This is a genomic window from Marinobacter sp. AN1, assembly GCF_026013985.1.
Classification (GTDB): Bacteria; Pseudomonadota; Gammaproteobacteria; order Pseudomonadales; family Oleiphilaceae; genus Marinobacter; species Marinobacter segnicrescens.
This window is the reverse complement of the sequence record NZ_CP110342.1, coordinates 1,397,275-1,413,716: the sequence shown is the minus strand read 5'-3', so window position 1 is coordinate 1,413,716 and position 16,442 is coordinate 1,397,275. Positions and strand designations below refer to the sequence as shown.

Sequence of the window (16,442 nt, the reverse complement as noted above, 5' to 3'; positions counted from 1 at the left end):
AAGCTCGGTAACGTATCCGGTTGAGGCGTATCAGGAGTCAGCCATGAACAGACAATCCGGCATACATTACCTGCACGACAGACCCAGTGCAGGAGGGCCGGTTACCGTTCCTCCGGAAGTGTCCCGGATTCGGGATACCGTGGTAGCAGGGTTAGGCGACCTTCTGCAGGGCGCATTCGATGCCGTGGATGACTCCCTCTTCGAGCTTGCCAATAACGCCCGCAGCAACAACGAGCAAAACCGCTATTTCGAGGCGATGCGGGAAATCCGCATCAAGCGCAAAGGTGTGGAGAAGCAGTTCCAGCACTCCGTTGGCGCCCTCTTTGATCATCCGCCACTGGCCGATGCGGACCAGAATTCCCAGGACCAACCGCGACAGCAGGACTCCACATCTGCCGACAGCCTCTCGCTGGTACAGGACGATGAACTGGAAGAACAGGTCGCCCTCAGTGCGATGATTTCCAAGGCCCGGGCCTATTTTCAGGGCCCCCTCCTGCAACTCCAGACCCGCTTTACCGTGATATATCCGACAGCGTCGGAGGAGCGTCCCGTCAATCCGATGTTGCCCGATTACATTTGCCGGGCCTTTGCCAACGCTGCAGGCGCATTCGAGATCCAGATCCGGGAACGGCTCATCGTACTCAAGCAGTTCGATCGCTACGTGATAGCCAACCTTGGCATGTTGATGGACGAGGCAAACCGGATCCTCGTACAGGCTGGCGTGGTGCCTAATTTCCGCTACCAGGGCAAGACCCGCCAGGAGCACACGGACACAACCGCTACCGACCCAACCACTCAGGGCCGCGGTCAGGCGGCCGAAACCGCGGGCAACTACCAGGTCAGGGAAGACGACGCCCTGTTCCAGCAAATCCGCCAGTTACTGGCTGAACAGCGAGGCCATCGCAGCTATAGCGCCAGCCATTACGGCGCTGGCCACGGTGGTACAGAGATCCATATTGTAGGCGGGACCGAGCTGCTCCAGATGCTCTCCCAGGCATCGGCCAATACTACGGGACAGAGCGTCCCGCAGAATAACCTCAGTGCCGGTGAACCCGTTACCGTCGACCTGAGGGACCTGGTTGAACACATCCTGGAATCCCGGCAGACCGAGGATGGTAAGCAACCTGCCCTGCAGGAAATGGACGAGGACCTGATCAACCTCGTCTCCATGCTGTTCGAATTCATTCTCGATGATTACAACCTCTCAGCCCCCATCCAGGTACTCATCAGTCGCCTGCAAATCCCGATTCTCAAGGTCGTCATCAAGGACAAGTCGTTTTTCAGCCGCGCCAACCATCCCGCCAGGAAATTACTCAACTCGCTGGCGCGAGCCGGTATCGGCTGGAGCAACGCAGACGAGAAGTCCCGAGACAAGCTCTACGAGCAGATCCACAACATTGTGGCGAGGATTCTCGAGGATTTTGACGGCGATGTTACCCTGTTCGAAACCCTCGGCGACGAATTTGACCAGTTCCTGACCCGGGAAAACCGCAAGGCCTCCCTGGTAGAACAGCGCACACGGGAGTCCGAACGGGGCCGCATCAAATCCCAGAAGGCCCAGGAGACGGTTGACCGCACTCTGCGGGAGAAGCTTGAGCGCCGCCCGGTGCCGCCGGCCATCCACGACATCCTGATGAACGGCTGGAGTCGCGTCATGTTCCTGGCGTATCTGAGGGACGATGTGGAGCACCGCTGGGAGCAATCGGTTCGGGTAGTCGATGACCTGGTGTGGTGCCTGCATCCTCACCTGGACGATGATGAGCGGGATCAGTGGGTGCGGGTGGTGCCGCGGCTGCTCAAGGCCCTTCGTGCGGGGCTGGAAGAGGTATCCTACAACTCATCCCGCCTGGACGATATGATGGCGAAGCTCAAGCACGAGCTCACCGAGGCCTTCCGCAACCTGGCCCTGGCCGAAGCACGGGAGGCTGGCCAGCCGGAGCCGGTGGTACCGCCGCCCGAGGAAGCTGTCGAGGATACTGAGGAGCCCCTGGATGCGGGTATCGCCGAGTTCCTGCCGAAAATTGACGCCATCACTATCGGGCAGTGGGTGGAGTTCCGCCTGGTGAATGGCTCCAGCTTCCGCTGCAAGCTGTCCGCGGTTATCGATGAAGCAGACTGCTTTGTGTTCGTTAACCGAATGGGACTCAAAGTGATTGAGAAAACCCGTATCGACCTGGCCCACGAGATGCACCGCGGCCGCCTCACCATTCTCGAACAGGGCGCCCTGATTGACCGGGCCCTGGATGCGGTTGTTGGCAGCTTGCGCAAACAGGCCTGACCGACCTGCCAGCCATTAAAAAAGCGCCCGGTGGGGCGCTTTTTTATTTTGATTGCAAAGACCCGCCTTTCGGTCAGGCTTCCTGCTGCTTGGCTGCAGATTTGATCATTTCAGCCAACTCACCACTCTCGGAAAGCTCAAGGACGATATCACATCCACCAACAAGCTCACCGTTGACGTAGAGCTGGGGGTAGGTCGGCCAGCTGGAGTAGGCCTTCAGGCCTTCACGCAGTTCCTGGTTATCCAGGATGTTCACAAACGCGAACCGCTCACCGCAGGCCATGACTGCCTGCACGGTGCGGGCAGAAAAACCACACTGTGGTGCCTGGGGAGTGCCTTTCATGTACAGGATTACCGGGTTCTCTTCCAGTTGGCTCTTGATTTGCTCATTGATATCCACAATATCACCTCACGCGTGGGGATTGATCTGGCGTTTATTGTACACGCCAACGCCAATTCCGACCAACATACTCAGGTATCTCCGGGACCCGCCGGGCGTGATACCCGTCAATTGTCATCCCCACGGGAACCCTATAGACTTGGTCTTTTCGTCCCGCAGGGACCCCCGGGAGCCCCTCGGAAAGTCCTGACATTCACTGTCACGATTTTCCCGGGGCTTCCTTAATTTTGGCCGTGCAGCCGGTGCGGGATTCGCATTCCGGCGGTATTCTCGTTTGCTGTCGGCCGGGAAATGATAACGGGCATCGCCATGGCTGTAAGACACTTTCTCACTCTCAACGACCTGAACATCAAGGAACTGAACGCGCTATTGGACCACGCCAGTTTCCTTCGCCGTGAGTGGCAGGCCGGCAAGGTTCGGAGCACCCTGTCAAACCGCGTGCTGGCGATGATTTTCGAAAAGTCCTCCACCCGCACCCGGGTATCCTTCGAGGCGGGCATGGCCCAGCTCGGGGGCAGTGCCATGTTCCTCTCACCCCGGGACACGCAGCTGGGTCGCGGTGAACCTATCGAGGATTCTGCACGGGTTATCTCCAGCATGGTGGATGCGGTAATGATCCGCACCTTCGCCCACGAGACCGTGGACCGCTTTGCCAGTGTTTCCAGGGTACCGGTCATCAATGCCCTGACCGATGACTTCCATCCCTGTCAGTTGCTGGCCGACATGCAGACCTACCGGGAGCACCGGGGTGATATTGCCGGCGCCACCGTGACCTGGGTCGGCGATGGCAATAACATGTGCAACTCCTACATCAACGCTGCCCGCCTGTTCGGTTTCCAGCTGAACGTTGCCTGCCCGGAAGGCTATGCCCCTGACCCTGCCCTGCTTGAGGCCAATGAGGACTGTGTCAGTGTTTTCGAGGATCCCCGTGATGCCGCCCGCGGCAGCCACCTGATCGTCACCGATGTGTGGGCGTCCATGGGCCAGGAAGAAGAAGCAGATGCCCGCAAGAAGGTGTTCGCGCCTTACCAGGTCAACAGCGAACTGATGGCCCTGGCCGCAAGCGACGCGCTGTTCATGCATTGCCTGCCGGCTCACAGGGGCGAGGAGATTTCCGATGGCATGCTGGATCATCCCGGCTCCGTCGTCTGGGATGAGGCTGAAAACCGCCTGCACGCCCAGAAGGCCCTGCTGGAGTTCCTGATCCTCGGCCGGCTGGAACAGTAAGCCGGCCCGCTGCAACCCTTCCACTACGGCTGACCGGAGTCATTGCCCATGCCCCCACATAACCTCACTACCGACACCTGGTTGCTGGATGTCCGGGCGCTGGGCTGCGGATATGGTGACGGCAACGTGGTTTCGGATGTGAGCTTTGCCCTGGGTCACGGGGATATCGGCTGCCTGCTGGGCCCCAGCGGTTGCGGCAAGAGTACTATCCTGCGGGCACTGGCGGGGTTTCTGCCAGTGAGCGAGGGGGAAATTCGCCTCAATGGCCAGGCCATCAGCCTGCCCGGGCGAACCACGCCACCAGAGAAGCGCCGCATCGGAATGGTCTTCCAGGACTATGCGCTGTTCCCCCACCTCACCATTGCCGAGAATGTCGGCTTCGGTCTCAAGGGAATGAAACGGGGCGAAAGACACGCCAAGGTGATGGAACTGCTGCAGCTTGTGCACCTCCAGGACCTTGCCGACCAGTACCCGCACCAGCTGTCCGGTGGGCAGCAGCAACGGGTTGCCCTGGCCCGGGCGCTAGCGCCCGAGCCTACCCTGATCCTGCTGGACGAGCCCTTCTCCAACCTGGATGCCGACCTGCGCCGACGCCTCAGCCTGGACGTGCGGGATATCCTCAAGGACCTCGGGATCAGTGCACTGCTGGTCACCCATGACCAGCAGGAAGCCTTTGCCATGTGTGACCAGGTCGCGGTGCTCAAGGACGGTCGCGTGCAGCAGTGGGATGTGCCCTACAACCTGTACCACGAACCCGCCAACCGCTTTGTCGCAGGCTTTATAGGCCAGGGGGCCTTTATTCCGGGGCGGGCTACCGGGCCGGATACCATCGACTCTGAACTCGGCCACCTGGTAGGTAACCGGGCCTACCGCTGGCAACCCGGCACCCTGCTCGACGTGCTTATCCGGCCGGACGATATTGTCTACGACGAAGAGTCAGAGCTCCAACCCAGGGTAGTCGAGAAAACCTTTGCCGGCACTTCCACGCTTTACCGCTTTCACATGTCCGAGGACACCGAGTTCGAAGCACTTTTCCGCAGCCACCTCGACTTCCGCCTGGGAGAACATGTGCCGGTTCGGGTCGAGGCTGACCACCTGATTGCGTTCGAACGCACCTGAGCCCGGTTTTACAACCCGTACATTACTGTCGGCGTGGCCAAACCAGGCTGAACCTTGCGCCCCCCAGATCGTCGCTACGACTGACAAAGGACTGGCCACCGTGCCAGAACAGGATACGGCGAACAATGGACAAACCCAGCCCGTAGCCCCCGGAATTGCGGGTTCGACTGTCATCAAGGCGCGCGAAGGCGCTGAACACCTTCTCCCACTCCTGCTCCGGGATACCCGGCCCGTCATCTTCCACGTCTACCCGACAGTTTTGTTCATCCAGCAGGCAGCTTACCCTTACCTTGCCAGTTGCATACCGACAGGCATTGCCCACCAGGTTCTGGATCGCCCGATGCAGGTATCGTGGCTCAATATCGCTTTCAGAAAACAGCTCAGACTGTTCCGGAATCACTGCCTCGATAGCCGTTGCCGGGTGCAGGACCCCCTGCTCTTCCACCACCTGGCGGACGATATCGGTCACGCTGGCTGGCCGCAGGCTGAATACTGGCCCGCCCTGTTCCAGCCTGGCGTAGGTGAGAATTTCATCGATCAGTTCGTCCAGCTCCTGGATGTCGTTGTCGATGCCGTCCAGCTGTCGATGCAGGGCTTGTTCATCACGGGCCGTTTCGATCATCTGCACACCGAAACGAATACGGGCCACAGGGGTACGCAGCTCATGGGAAACAGCGTGGATCATTTCCCGCTGAACCTCGACCAGCCGCTGGATCTGTTCCGCCATACCGTTGAAGGACCGGGCAAGGCGCGAAACCAGGCTCCCCTGCCCCAGCTCCACCCTGGCTTCCAGGTCACCCCGGGCGATTCGGACGGCAACCGACTCCACGGACCGGAGGCTGTGCTCAAGATCCCGCATCAGCAGGCGCACAGCAACGAGCAGAACCAGCGCCGCCAGCCCCACCAACAATACCAGGACCGGCAAGGTAAGCGCCCGGAAGCCCCCAGGCATATCCATTCGCATCAGGGTTCCATCATCGAGCCGAAGCAATACGTGGCCCTGCTCCTGGTCGCCATACCAGGCAATATTGCGTTCCCAGACCCGTGTCAGGACTTCCGGTTGGGGTAGCCGACGGGAATCCGCCAGTGCCGAAAGGCGAACACCCAGCGACTCCGCCAGCGGAATGGCCGCAGATTCCCGGTCAGCTGCCGGTATCTCGTTAAGGTGCCACAACAGAACCAGTGCCGTAGCTTCAGCCACGTCCGGATACAGATTACGTAGTCGCATGGAGAGCACGCCACCCGCAGGCCTCGCCACCAGGACCCGGGGGCCCAGCTGGTCCCCCTTTACCAGGGTATGGCCATAGCCCAGACGCTCCAGGGAGACGGCGTCCAGGTTCAGCGCGTCTGCATCTCGGATGCGGAAGTCATAGAGACGTGGTAGCCAGTGGTAATGCTGCCCCGGAGAGGGAGTTCGGGCCAGCCAGGTCATCAGGGGAGTCGCCAACTGCTCCTGCCAGGCCTGGTGGCGAACCGATGACAGCCCCCAGGCAACCAGCGAACAGACAAGCGCGATCAACACCGCAAGGCCGGCGAGACGTGTGAACAGCTTGATGGAAAAAGTTACGGGCATGGGTCAGCCAGGCTGGGGCAGCATAGGGATTTCACGACACTGCCCGGTCCGGGATCAGGCTTCCTTGACGAACAGGTAGCCTTTACTGCGTACCGTCTTGATGCGGCGCGGATGCACCGGATCATCACCGATCTTCGGCCGGATCCGCGACACCCGGACGTCAATGGAACGGTCCTGGCCATCGTACTCAATGCCCCGTAACGCCGTAAAAATCTCTTCACGACTGAGCACCCGCCCGGCACTACGGGCCAACAACCAGAGCAGGTCGAATTCGGCACTGGTAAGGTCGATGCTTTCATTGTTCAGCCAGGCCTCACGCATGGAACGGTCGACCACCAGGTCGTTGAACTGTAGCCGGACCGGTTCGTCGTCAGAACCGCCGGCAGCGGTTTCGCCCTCAGCCCCTGCGGGGCCACCAGCCCGCCGCAGCAGCGCGCGGATCCTGGCCAGCAGTACCCTGGGCTTTACCGGCTTGCCAACGTAGTCATCCGCCCCCATTTCCAGGCCGAGGACCTGGTCAAGGTCGTCGCTGCGAGCCGTCAGCATGATAATCGGCCCCTCGTAGAAGGGACGTACCCGGCGGCAGATGGACAGGCCATCCTCTCCGGGGAGCATCAGGTCAAGCACTACCAGGTCCGGGCGCTCATTACGGATACGCTCCACCGCATTGCCACCATGACTCTCGTGGCTCACCACCAGGCCATTGCTCTCAAGGTACTCACGGGTCAGGTCCGCCAGACGTTCGTCGTCCTCGACAATCAGGATTCGCCAGCCTTCGTTTGTCTGTTCCACGCCATCCATCTCTGCTTTGTGTTGTTATCCGTCAGAGAGCGCCCCGGCTACGGCAGCACCCTTGCGTAATTGCCGGCACCCCTCCGGCCAGCCCTGTTACATATAGCCGATAAAGCGTCATGAATAAACTCAGTCGCTTAGCCGGTTCATGTAACAACGATTATACATACTGACGCGGGAAATACATGATGCCACGCAATGTAACCCCCAGTCACAAAAGATAGCACTCCTGAGCCCCTTCGCCACTGTAGCCATCACCGCAGGGCCCGACATCGTCACAGAGTCGTCACCGGGAGGTCACCGGGCTGTCACAGCGTCTTCATAGCCTGTTCCTGAACGGACAACCAGAGAGCGCCCGATGACCGCATTAACCGCCCGTGCCGATGTTTCCCGTCGACTCAATACCTGTGTGACCCGCGACCCGGTAGAGGTAGAACGTGCCCAGCGGCTGCGCTACCAGGTTTTCTCAACTGAGTATGGCTCTGATCTGGGCGCTGCCACCCCGGGGCTGGACGCCGACCCCTTTGATCGTTGGTGCGATCACCTCATGGTCACTGACGGAGTTACCGGGGAGCCGGTTGCCACTACCCGCATCCTGCGCCAGGATCACAGCCATGAAACCGGGGGCTTCTATTCAGAAAACGAATTCGACCTGAGCCGGCTGCTTGCCCGACCCGGGCGCGTTGCCGAGCTGGGTCGCACCTGCGTCCATCCGGACTACCGTAATGGCGCCACTATCGGCCTGCTCTGGTCCACCCTCGCGGGGTGGCTCACGGAACATCGGGTAGACAGGGTGATCGGTTGTGCCAGCATCAGCATGCAGGACGGTGGACTGAAAGCCTGGCGTGTTGCCCGACATCTCCAGGACCGGTATCTTTCATCAGAAGATGACCGGGTTTGGCCGAAACGCGAGCTACCCCACCTGACCCGGTCAAACCCGGAACGCCCGGTAGAGATACCGGCGCTGATCCGAGCCTACATGCGGCTGGGGGCCCGGGTATGCGGAGAACCTTGCTGGGATCCCGAATTCCGCTGCGCTGACGTTCTGGTGCTGCTGGAAGTCAGTGATCTTTCTGCCCGATACAGCCGCCATTTCATGCGGCGTATCCCGCAAGGAGCATGAGGGGAGCTGATACGGAGAGAACAATGGCGGTAGTTCGCCTGCTGATCAGACTGACCTTTCTGCTGCTGGTATTGGGCGTAATTACCGCCGTTGCGCTGATGCTCCTGATGATGGACCGCCTGACCGGACGTCGTCATAACCGGTCGCCGGTGGCGCGGACCTGCTTTCTGGCCTGCTGCCGCTGTCTGGGTATTCACATTTCCGAATCAGGAACGCCGCCGGCAGAACCGGTATTGCTGCTTAGCAATCACATCTCCTGGACGGATATCCCTGTTCTGGGCGGACTGATGGAGATCCGCTTCCTGTCAAAAGCGGAGGTCGCCAGCTGGCCGTTGGTAGGCTGGCTGGCGCAGCAGGCCGGTACGATGTTTATCCGTCGGGGTGGCGGAGAGGCTGCCCAGCGCCGGCAGGATATCACCCGCACCCTCAAGGCAGGGCAGTCGGTTCTGGTATTCCCTGAAGGCACCACATCCGCAGGCCTTACGGTTCTGCCGTTTTTTCCTCGACTGATCGGTGCCGCCACGGCAGCCGAAGTGCCCATAGTGCCAGTGTCCATCGCCTACCTGCGGGAGGGTGAACCCTGTCATATCGCGCCGTTCACCGGTGACGATGAGTTCCACCATCACCTGCTGCGGCTACTGTCAGCCCCGGCACCGGAAGTTCGGGTGACCTGGCACCCGGCGATTACACCGGTCGCAGGCGTCAGCGCACGGGAACTGAGTGACCAGGTGCGGGAGGTGATCCTTGAAGGCTTACGCCGTAGCCATCAGGAAGCAGGCATAAGCGGCTGCCCGGCGGCCACCTCGTCGTCCGTGGCCTCCCGTACCGAGATGATCTCGAGGTCGAAGTAAAGCGTGAAGCCCGCCAATGGGTGGTTCGCATCCACACGGATCAGGTTTCCGTCGATACCGACCACCTGAACCACCTGGGCTTCTTCACCCGTATTTGTCTGGAACTTCATACCCACCTGCAGGTTCTCCACACCCTCAAATGCTGACCGCGGCACCTTGCGCACCAGCTCCGGGTTATGCTCACCATAGGCGAGTTCAGGGGGTACGGTAACCTCCAGGCAGTCGCCGGGACCACGGCCCCTCACGGCTTTCTGGATACCTTCGATAACATGGCTGGCGCCATCAAGGAAGGTCAGGGGCTCGCCGCCTTCTGAGGTGTCTACCACCTCGGCATTGCGGTTCTTGAGACGATAGTGGACCGTGTAGATCAATGGACGTTGCATCAGTTAACGGTTTCTCCGGATGAATTCAGCGCGCCGGTCTGCTCCAGGGCAACGGTTAGCAGCCGGCGATTGAGTCGGGCCCCTGGCCCCCGCCCGGAGGCCAGGCCCATGCGCTCGAACCAGGGCTGCAATATTTCCTGGCTTACATCAGCCCTGACAGCCCTGGCGAAGGTGCGCAGCTTACCACGGGTGGTTGCCGTTGCCGACTTCAGCGCCTGCAACGCCCTGGCCAGCACCAACTCCTCGTCGGTAAAGTCACAACCGAATGGAAACGCCGGAAACGCGTCACCGTTGCCCACGGACGTCAGGGCCTCCCGGACATGCTCCGGAGTATTTTCCCGCCAGGAGGCGGGCAACTCGAAGTCCTTGCGCACCTTGCCCGCCGCCTTGGCCTCTTTCAGCAACGCTGGCTGAAACCGGGCATCAGCGATGCGGATCAGCGCAAGGTAGACCTCTACATCCGGCTTGCCCCTCAGATCGGCCAGCCCGTATTCAGTAATCACAATATCCCTCAGGTGGCGGGGAATCGTGCAGTGACCATAGCCAAACACGATATTCGAGAGCGTCTCGCCACCACTCTCCCGGGTGCTGCGCAGGGTGATCACCGAGCGGGCCCCGGGCAGGTCGTGGGCCATAGCCACAAAGTTGTACTGCCCCCCGACACCACTGACAACACGGCCATCGTCCAGCCCGTCGGAAACCGCTGCTCCGGCCAGGGTGTGCATCATCGCTGAATTGATGAAGCGGGCATGGCGCCGCTGGGCGACCTTGAGACGCTGGCTACCAAAGCGATGGTCGTAAAGGTCATTGATAAAGTTCACGCTGGTCATGGAGATCCTGGCCCGGCCCTCTTCATCCAGGTCTCGAAGCTGCTGGTAGAAGTCCGCAGGCCCCAGATAGAAGCCGCCATGCATGACCACACCGTCATCGGTCACCGGCTCTCCCCGGTTGGCCCGCTCCTGGGTGTCGGGGTCCTCGTAAACCTGACGCTTCAACACACCGGCCTTCATCAATTGGATAAAGCCATCCACCATCATCTCGCTGCAACCGTACAAACCTTCCCGGAATGGTCCGGTGTCCCCTTCAGCGGAAACGAACGGAAAGCGCGCAGCTACCTTGAGATGGTCGTATAACGCCTGCCACTGCTCATTATGACGGTGGCGGAGAATGGCGCTGTGCACTACCGCAGCGCCCAGGGACCCTATACCTACCTGCAATGTTCCGCCATCCCGGAGCAGCGTGCTGGCGTAAAAGCCGATCAGGTGGTCTGGTGGGCTGATGGACTGCTGCGGCACCGGGAACAGGTCGTAGTCCGACTCTGGCTGTTTGAGTAACACGTCGAAATCGGAGCAAGGGATGGCCGCATGGTGGCCCAGCCAGGGCAGGTTCCGGTTCAGTTCTCCCACCACGGCCACCTTCTGCCCGGCCGTTTCCTGCTGGCGCAGTTGCGGCAGCAAGTCCAGTGTCAGGTCAGGGTTACAGCTCAGGCTAAGCGCCCCGCCCGGCTCCCGGGGTGGCGACACCATCTGGAAGACAACATTGATCCCCTGCGCCAGTAAATCCCGCACCGCATGGGTGTAATTGGTGCAGACGTAGTTGCGCTGCTGCTCTTCATTATCGAGGAAGCTGCCCGCCTTGAAGAAGAACTCGGACACTTTCACATTTGCCGGCAGCCTGCGCTCCATAACATCTCGAGCGTAGCGCAATTCCGGCACTTCGCCATAGAGCCTTGCCACGAAAGGACCGAGAAACCCCTGCTCCAGAGCTGAGCTGCCCTTCGGTGCCAACAGGGAGATTGCGGTTACGATGTGAAGATCAAGGGTCGGGTCATTGCAGGCCCGCTCGTAAAGTGCGTTAGCCAGCCTGACGGGCTTGCCCAGCCCCAGGGGCAGCCCCAGCACAATACGCTTGCCAACCCGCTCAATAACCGCATCCACACAGGCGTCAGCCGTGGGTGCCATGATGTCTTCCGGTATTTCAGACATGGATAGATCACGCCTCCCTGGGTGCAAGCAATGGGAGGATCATCCCATGTCACCAGAAGGCTGACAAATCCGTTGAAGCGAGGTGATGAGCTGGGGCTCAGAAGTTCCAGCGCAGGTTGAGGGCAGCGCCTTCGTTGATCAGGGCGATGGAGTGGTCCGGCTGTGCGGATTCAGAGGCAAAACGGCGACCATGGCGATCGGCAGAGTCCGACAGGCGCCAGCTGAGCAGGCGGGAGCCCAGGTCCAGCAAGGCATCCTCGTCGTCATAGATAAAATCACCTGACATGCGATCCTGGATCTCCGAGGGATTACCATTATAGATTTCGGTGGGCAGAGCCTCTCGTTCACCCGCCTCAGCACGGACGACAAAGGCCACCGTATTCAGGATCAGAAGGGCAACGAAAAGGCGAAGGATCATGGGATTTCTGCCTGCGAAGTCACTTGTAAAATGGATTTAACAATTATGACCAAAGTCTAACGGTTTGCACACAGAACTCTGTGACTGGATGCACAGCAGAAGGGACGTTTCAGAAACAGTTTGTCTTTGAATGTAACAAAATGTATCCACCCCGGAAACAGGTCACAGACGACCTGCGCCGGGGTACTCAACAGGCCATCCTGGCCTGTCGGCAAGGTGGGTTTTCACGGGCAGGGGTAGGTAAATTCCTGGTGCAGTCCTTCCAATGCATCGAGCACCTCATCGCTGAGGCTGATGCTCACCGAATCCATGTTCTCCCGCAGCTGTTCCATGGTAGTGGCCCCAATAATATTGCTGGTTACAAAGCGGCGGCTGTTCACCCAGGCCAGGGCCAGGTGTGCCGGTGTCAGACCATGGGCTCTGGCCAGGTCGCAATACGCGCGGATGGCCTTTTCGGCACGTTCGCCCTGGTAGCGGACGAAGCGTTTGAATAGGGTAATCCGTGCGTTCTCCGGCCGCTGACCGTCCAGGTACTTGCCGGTGAGCATGCCGAACGCCAGCGGCGAATAGGCCAATAGGCCGACATCTTCACGGTGGGCCACTTCCGCCAGGCCCTGCTCGAAAGTCCGGTTCAGCAGGTTATAGGGATTCTGGATGGACACCGGACGGGGCCAGCCATTCTGCTCGGCCAGCTGCAGGTACTTCATGGTGCCCCAGGGCGTTTCATTGGACAGGCCGATGTGGCGGACCTTGCCTTCCTGCACCAGCTCATGGAGGGCGTCCAGGGTTTCCTCGATGGGCGTGAAATCCTCGTCCTCGCGATGACGGTAACCCAGCTTGCCGAAGAAATTGGTATTCCGGTCCGGCCAATGCACCTGGTACAGATCGATGTAGTCCGTCTGCAGTCGTTTGAGGCTGGCATCACAGGCTTCGCGGATGTGTTCCCGGGTCAGGCGCGGGCCGTTACGCAGGTAGGTGAGCCCGTTGCCGGGACCTGCCACCTTCGAGGCTATTACCAGGTCATCCCGGCGTCCCCGACGTGCCAGCCAGTTACCCAGGTATTGTTCGGTCAGACCCTGGGTTTCAGCCTTCGGCGGGACCGGGTACATTTCTGCAGCATCGATGAAGTTGATGCCTTCACCGGTAGCGTAGTCCAGTTGCTCGAAGGCTTCCTGCTCGGTGTTCTGCTCCCCCCAGGTCATGGTGCCCAGGCAGATCAGGCTCACGTCCAGGTCGGTACGGCCCAGTCTTCGCTTTTCCATCCTTCCTCCTACGGCTTGGTTAATCTCACTCTGCACGCCCGGGTCAGTCCTGGCGTGGGTTTCAAGGGAATGTCACAACACTGAAGTCTGACGGTCATATTTGATTTCCATAGTGAGTATATGGAAAACAAGTCAGTTGTCTCGTTAATGGACCAAGAGGTTAACCGCAACCACCCGAATCATCCAGCAAGGTCTCTGAATGAACACAGTCAGTAGTCAGCCCCCTCCTCGCCGGATCACGATCGTCTCGGAAACCTTTGCTCCGGAGATCAACGGGGTGGCCAACACCCTGAAACAGCTGTGCCGGGGGCTGTGTACTCGGGGCCATGAGGTACAGGTGGTACGACCAGCCCAGACCGGGGACAAGGGCGTAGGTGAGCTCCCAGAGCCTGGCATTGTCTTGCACCATGACCTGGTGCGGGTAGCAGGCCTGCCCCTGCCAGGCTACCCGGGCCTGCAAGTCGGGCTGACTCGCCGGCGGCGACTATCTGACCTGTGGCGGCAGAAGCGTCCTGACCTGGTATACGTAGCGACCCAGGGCCCGCTCGGGGTGGTGGCAGTTGCCGCCGCCAGGGAATTGGGCATTCCGGTTTGCTCGGGCTTTCATACCAACTTCCACAGCTACAGCCGGCATTACCATGCGGCCTTCCTCTCACGCCTGCTGGAACGCTACGGGCGCTGGTTTCACAACCGCACCGCCCTCACCCTGGTACCGACCCGGGCCATGGCAGCGCGGATCCAGGCAATGGGAATCCATCCCGTGGGGCTCTGGAGCCGGGGCGTCGACTGCCAGCTGTTCGCTCCCGGCAAACGGGACCCGGGGTTACGTGAGGCCTGGGGGCTGCAGCCACAGGACCGGGCGGTACTCTACGTGGGCAGGCTCGCATCAGAGAAGAACCTGCAGCTGGCCGTCTCCTGTTTCGAGCGGGTACGCGCCCTGCACCCGAAGGCAAGGTTCGTGCTGGTCGGTGACGGGCCGCAACGCAGGCGACTGCAGGCCAGGCATCCCGACTACATTTTCTGCGGTGTCCGCAAGGGGGAAGACCTGGCCCGGCACTATGCCTCCGGCGACCTGTTCCTGTTCCCCAGCAAGACCGACACTTTCGGCAATGTGGTGACAGAAGCCATGGCCAGCGGGCTGGCGGTGGTGGCCTTTGACGATGCGGCGGCCAGTGAGCATATCCGTCACCAGGAGAACGGCATGATCGCCGCCCTGGACGATGATGAGGCCTTTGTAGAACACGCCTTGACCCTGGCCCAGCAGAACACCTTGCTGGGCAACATCCGCCAACAGGCGCGACTGGATGCACTGGACCTTGACTGGGCCAGCCAGGTGGAGCAATTCGAACAACTCACCCTCACCCTCAAGAGGAGGGACCGCTGCCATGCCGTCACCCCGGGTATCCCGCTTCTTTGACCAGGTCGACCAGGCGGAATTTGCCTTCTGCCGGATGATTAACAGCAGCCTGCGCTTTCGGCCGGTCACCATGCTGTTCCAGGTGGTCAGCCGGCTCGGGGACGGTTGGCTCTGGTATGCGCTGATCCTGTCCCTGCCGCTGATGTATCCGGATGAAGGGCTGGCGATTGCGTTGCTGATGACCGGCGCCGGCTCACCTGCACCCTCACCTACAAATGCCTCAAGCGAACCCTGGTGCGGGAGCGACCCTTTATCTCATTCCCGGTTATCCATTGTGGTACACCGCCGCTGGACCGCTACAGCTTTCCCTCGGGCCACACACTTCATGCGGTCTGCTTCACCACCGTACTGGCACTGACCCTGCCGGCGCTGGCCCTTGTGGTACTCCCGTTTACCCTGGCGGTGGCAGCGTCGCGGGTTGTGCTCGGACTGCACTACCCCAGCGATGTCCTGGCCGGCGCGCTGGTTGGTGGCGTGATGGGCGTAGTCTGGGTGGCGCTGGGTGCAGGGCCGCTGCTGGCATGGTTTGGCACAGTCGCGGCAGGTTGAGAGCACTTGCTGGCCGGGCCTATTCGAACAGTCGTAACTGGGTAATCGGCGCGCTGTCTTCCCGGAACCTTACCCCTACGCCGAGCAGACGAACAGGCCGGTGTTCGTCTGTCACCAGTTCATCGAGCAGGGGCAGGAACTCCCCGGCTACCGGCATGGCGTCCGGCCCCGGCTCTCTTACCCGCTCCAGGGTGTGGGTAGAGAAATCGCTGTAGCGGACCTTGATAAACAGTTTGTGCAGGGGCTTGTGACTGCCCTTACGCTCCAGCCGGCGGTGCAAGTCGTCCACGAGGCTTGTCATGACCTGCTGGCAGGCCTCCTTGCCCGGCAGGTCCCGGGAGAAAGTGCGCTCGACACTGACCGACTTGGCCACCCGTGTAACGACCACCGGGCGGTCATCCCGGCCATGGGCCATATGCCAAAGGCGAAGGCCCTGTTTGCCGAACAGCCGGACCAGCTCTGCTTCACCGGCCTCCCTGAGGTCACCGCAGGTCTGCAGGCCCCGGTCATTGAGCTTGCCGGCGGTAACAGGCCCGACTCCGGACAGTTTTTCCACCGGCAATACCTTGACGAAATCATCCACCTGTTCCGGGGTAATCACGAACAGGCCGTCCGGTTTGTTCCAGTCGCTGGCGATCTTGGCCAGGAACTTGTTCGGGGCGACGCCGGCGGACACGGTAATCCCGATACGCTCCCACACCTGCTGGCGAATATGGCGGGCCATCAGGGTGGCGCTGCCCTGGAAGGCCTCCACCTCACTGACATCCAGGAAGGCCTCATCCAGCGACAGGGGTTCCACCAGGTCGGTCAGCTCCCGGAAGATGGCCATCACCTGGCGGGAGACCTCCCGGTAGCGGGGCATGTCCAGGGGCACCATGACCAGCTCCGGGCACAAGCGCCGGGCCTCGCCCCCGGGCATGGCGGAGCGCACACCGAAGGCCCGGGCGCGGTAGTTGCAGGTGGTCACCACGCCGCGTCCACTCTGGCCACCCACGGCAATGGGTACCTCCCGTAATGAGGGATCGTCCCGCATTTCTACCGCGGCATAGAAACAGTCGCAGTCGA

The 16,442-nt window shown here is 60.7% G+C and carries 15 protein-coding genes; 7 read left to right on the top strand and 8 right to left on the bottom strand.

Annotated features, from left to right (window positions below):
- Positions 1-43: 43 nt before the first annotated feature.
- On the top strand, positions 44-2,278 hold the full coding sequence (locus LJ360_RS06405) for a DUF1631 domain-containing protein (protein WP_091849184.1): 2,235 nt from the start codon (positions 44-46) through the stop codon (positions 2,276-2,278).
- Positions 2,279-2,351: 73 nt separating this feature from the next.
- Here the strand turns inward: LJ360_RS06405 and grxD are convergent, their stop codons facing one another.
- Positions 2,352-2,678: a Grx4 family monothiol glutaredoxin gene (gene grxD, locus LJ360_RS06400; RefSeq protein WP_091849185.1), complete on the bottom strand. Its 327-nt coding sequence runs from the start codon at positions 2,676-2,678 to the stop codon at positions 2,352-2,354.
- Positions 2,679-2,987: 309 nt separating this feature from the next.
- On the opposite strand from grxD, the gene argF reads away from it, so the two are divergent.
- Positions 2,988-3,905 (top strand): ornithine carbamoyltransferase, encoded by a 918-nt coding sequence (gene argF, locus LJ360_RS06395; RefSeq protein ID WP_091849364.1) that lies wholly within the window; start codon positions 2,988-2,990, stop codon positions 3,903-3,905.
- A gap of 48 nt (positions 3,906-3,953) precedes the next feature.
- The gene (locus tag LJ360_RS06390; protein WP_091849186.1) at positions 3,954-5,024 is read left to right on the top strand and encodes an ABC transporter ATP-binding protein; all 1,071 of its coding nucleotides are present in this window, start codon (positions 3,954-3,956) and stop codon (positions 5,022-5,024) included.
- 22 nt (positions 5,025-5,046) lie between these two features.
- Here LJ360_RS06390 and LJ360_RS06385 read toward each other — a convergent pair whose 3' ends face one another.
- Together LJ360_RS06385 and LJ360_RS06380 are read right to left on the bottom strand one after the other, a co-directional pair.
- Positions 5,047-6,597: an ATP-binding protein gene (locus tag LJ360_RS06385; protein ID WP_091849188.1), complete on the bottom strand. Its 1,551-nt coding sequence runs from the start codon at positions 6,595-6,597 to the stop codon at positions 5,047-5,049.
- Between the two features lie 54 nt (positions 6,598-6,651).
- Positions 6,652-7,398 carry a response regulator gene (locus tag LJ360_RS06380; RefSeq protein ID WP_091849189.1) on the bottom strand — a complete coding sequence of 249 codons (747 nt, stop codon included), beginning with the start codon at positions 7,396-7,398 and terminating at the stop codon, positions 6,652-6,654.
- Positions 7,399-7,747: 349 nt separating this feature from the next.
- On the opposite strand from LJ360_RS06380, the gene LJ360_RS06375 reads away from it, so the two are divergent.
- Together LJ360_RS06375 and LJ360_RS06370 are read left to right on the top strand one after the other, a co-directional pair.
- Positions 7,748-8,512, top strand: coding sequence for a GNAT family N-acetyltransferase (locus tag LJ360_RS06375; protein ID WP_091849190.1), 765 nt, complete (start codon positions 7,748-7,750; stop codon positions 8,510-8,512).
- 23 nt (positions 8,513-8,535) lie between these two features.
- Entirely contained in the window at positions 8,536-9,363 is an 828-nt protein-coding gene (locus LJ360_RS06370; RefSeq protein ID WP_177185999.1) for a lysophospholipid acyltransferase family protein, read from the top strand.
- Here the strand turns inward: LJ360_RS06370 and LJ360_RS06365 are convergent.
- The 4 genes from LJ360_RS06365 to LJ360_RS06350 form a co-directional block, all read right to left on the bottom strand.
- The gene (locus LJ360_RS06365) at positions 9,279-9,746 is read right to left on the bottom strand and encodes an FKBP-type peptidyl-prolyl cis-trans isomerase (RefSeq protein WP_091849200.1); all 468 of its coding nucleotides are present in this window, start codon (positions 9,744-9,746) and stop codon (positions 9,279-9,281) included. The genes LJ360_RS06370 and LJ360_RS06365 overlap by 85 nt on opposite strands.
- Positions 9,746-11,731, bottom strand: a complete 1,986-nt coding sequence (locus tag LJ360_RS06360; protein ID WP_264995619.1) for an acetyl-CoA hydrolase/transferase C-terminal domain-containing protein — start codon at positions 11,729-11,731, stop codon at positions 9,746-9,748. Before LJ360_RS06360 ends, LJ360_RS06365 begins: the two co-directional genes overlap by 1 nt.
- A 97-nt stretch (positions 11,732-11,828) precedes the next feature.
- Positions 11,829-12,149, bottom strand: a complete 321-nt coding sequence (locus LJ360_RS06355; RefSeq protein WP_091849201.1) for a hypothetical protein — start codon at positions 12,147-12,149, stop codon at positions 11,829-11,831.
- A 224-nt stretch (positions 12,150-12,373) separates the two neighbouring features.
- Positions 12,374-13,411: an NADP(H)-dependent aldo-keto reductase gene (locus LJ360_RS06350; protein WP_091849202.1), complete on the bottom strand. Its 1,038-nt coding sequence runs from the start codon at positions 13,409-13,411 to the stop codon at positions 12,374-12,376.
- Positions 13,412-13,610: 199 nt separating this feature from the next.
- Here LJ360_RS06350 and LJ360_RS06345 point away from each other — a divergent pair, with 199 nt between their 5' ends.
- Positions 13,611-14,828, top strand: coding sequence for a glycosyltransferase family 4 protein (locus tag LJ360_RS06345; protein ID WP_091849203.1), 1,218 nt, complete (start codon positions 13,611-13,613; stop codon positions 14,826-14,828).
- A gap of 234 nt (positions 14,829-15,062) precedes the next feature.
- On the top strand, positions 15,063-15,377 hold the full coding sequence (locus LJ360_RS06340) for a phosphatase PAP2 family protein (protein ID WP_264995616.1): 315 nt from the start codon (positions 15,063-15,065) through the stop codon (positions 15,375-15,377).
- A 19-nt stretch (positions 15,378-15,396) separates the two neighbouring features.
- Here LJ360_RS06340 and dinB read toward each other — a convergent pair whose 3' ends face one another.
- Positions 15,397-16,410 carry a DNA polymerase IV gene (gene dinB, locus LJ360_RS06335; protein WP_245742492.1) on the bottom strand — a complete coding sequence of 338 codons (1,014 nt, stop codon included), beginning with the start codon at positions 16,408-16,410 and terminating at the stop codon, positions 15,397-15,399.
- Between the last annotated feature and the right edge of the window lie 32 nt (positions 16,411-16,442).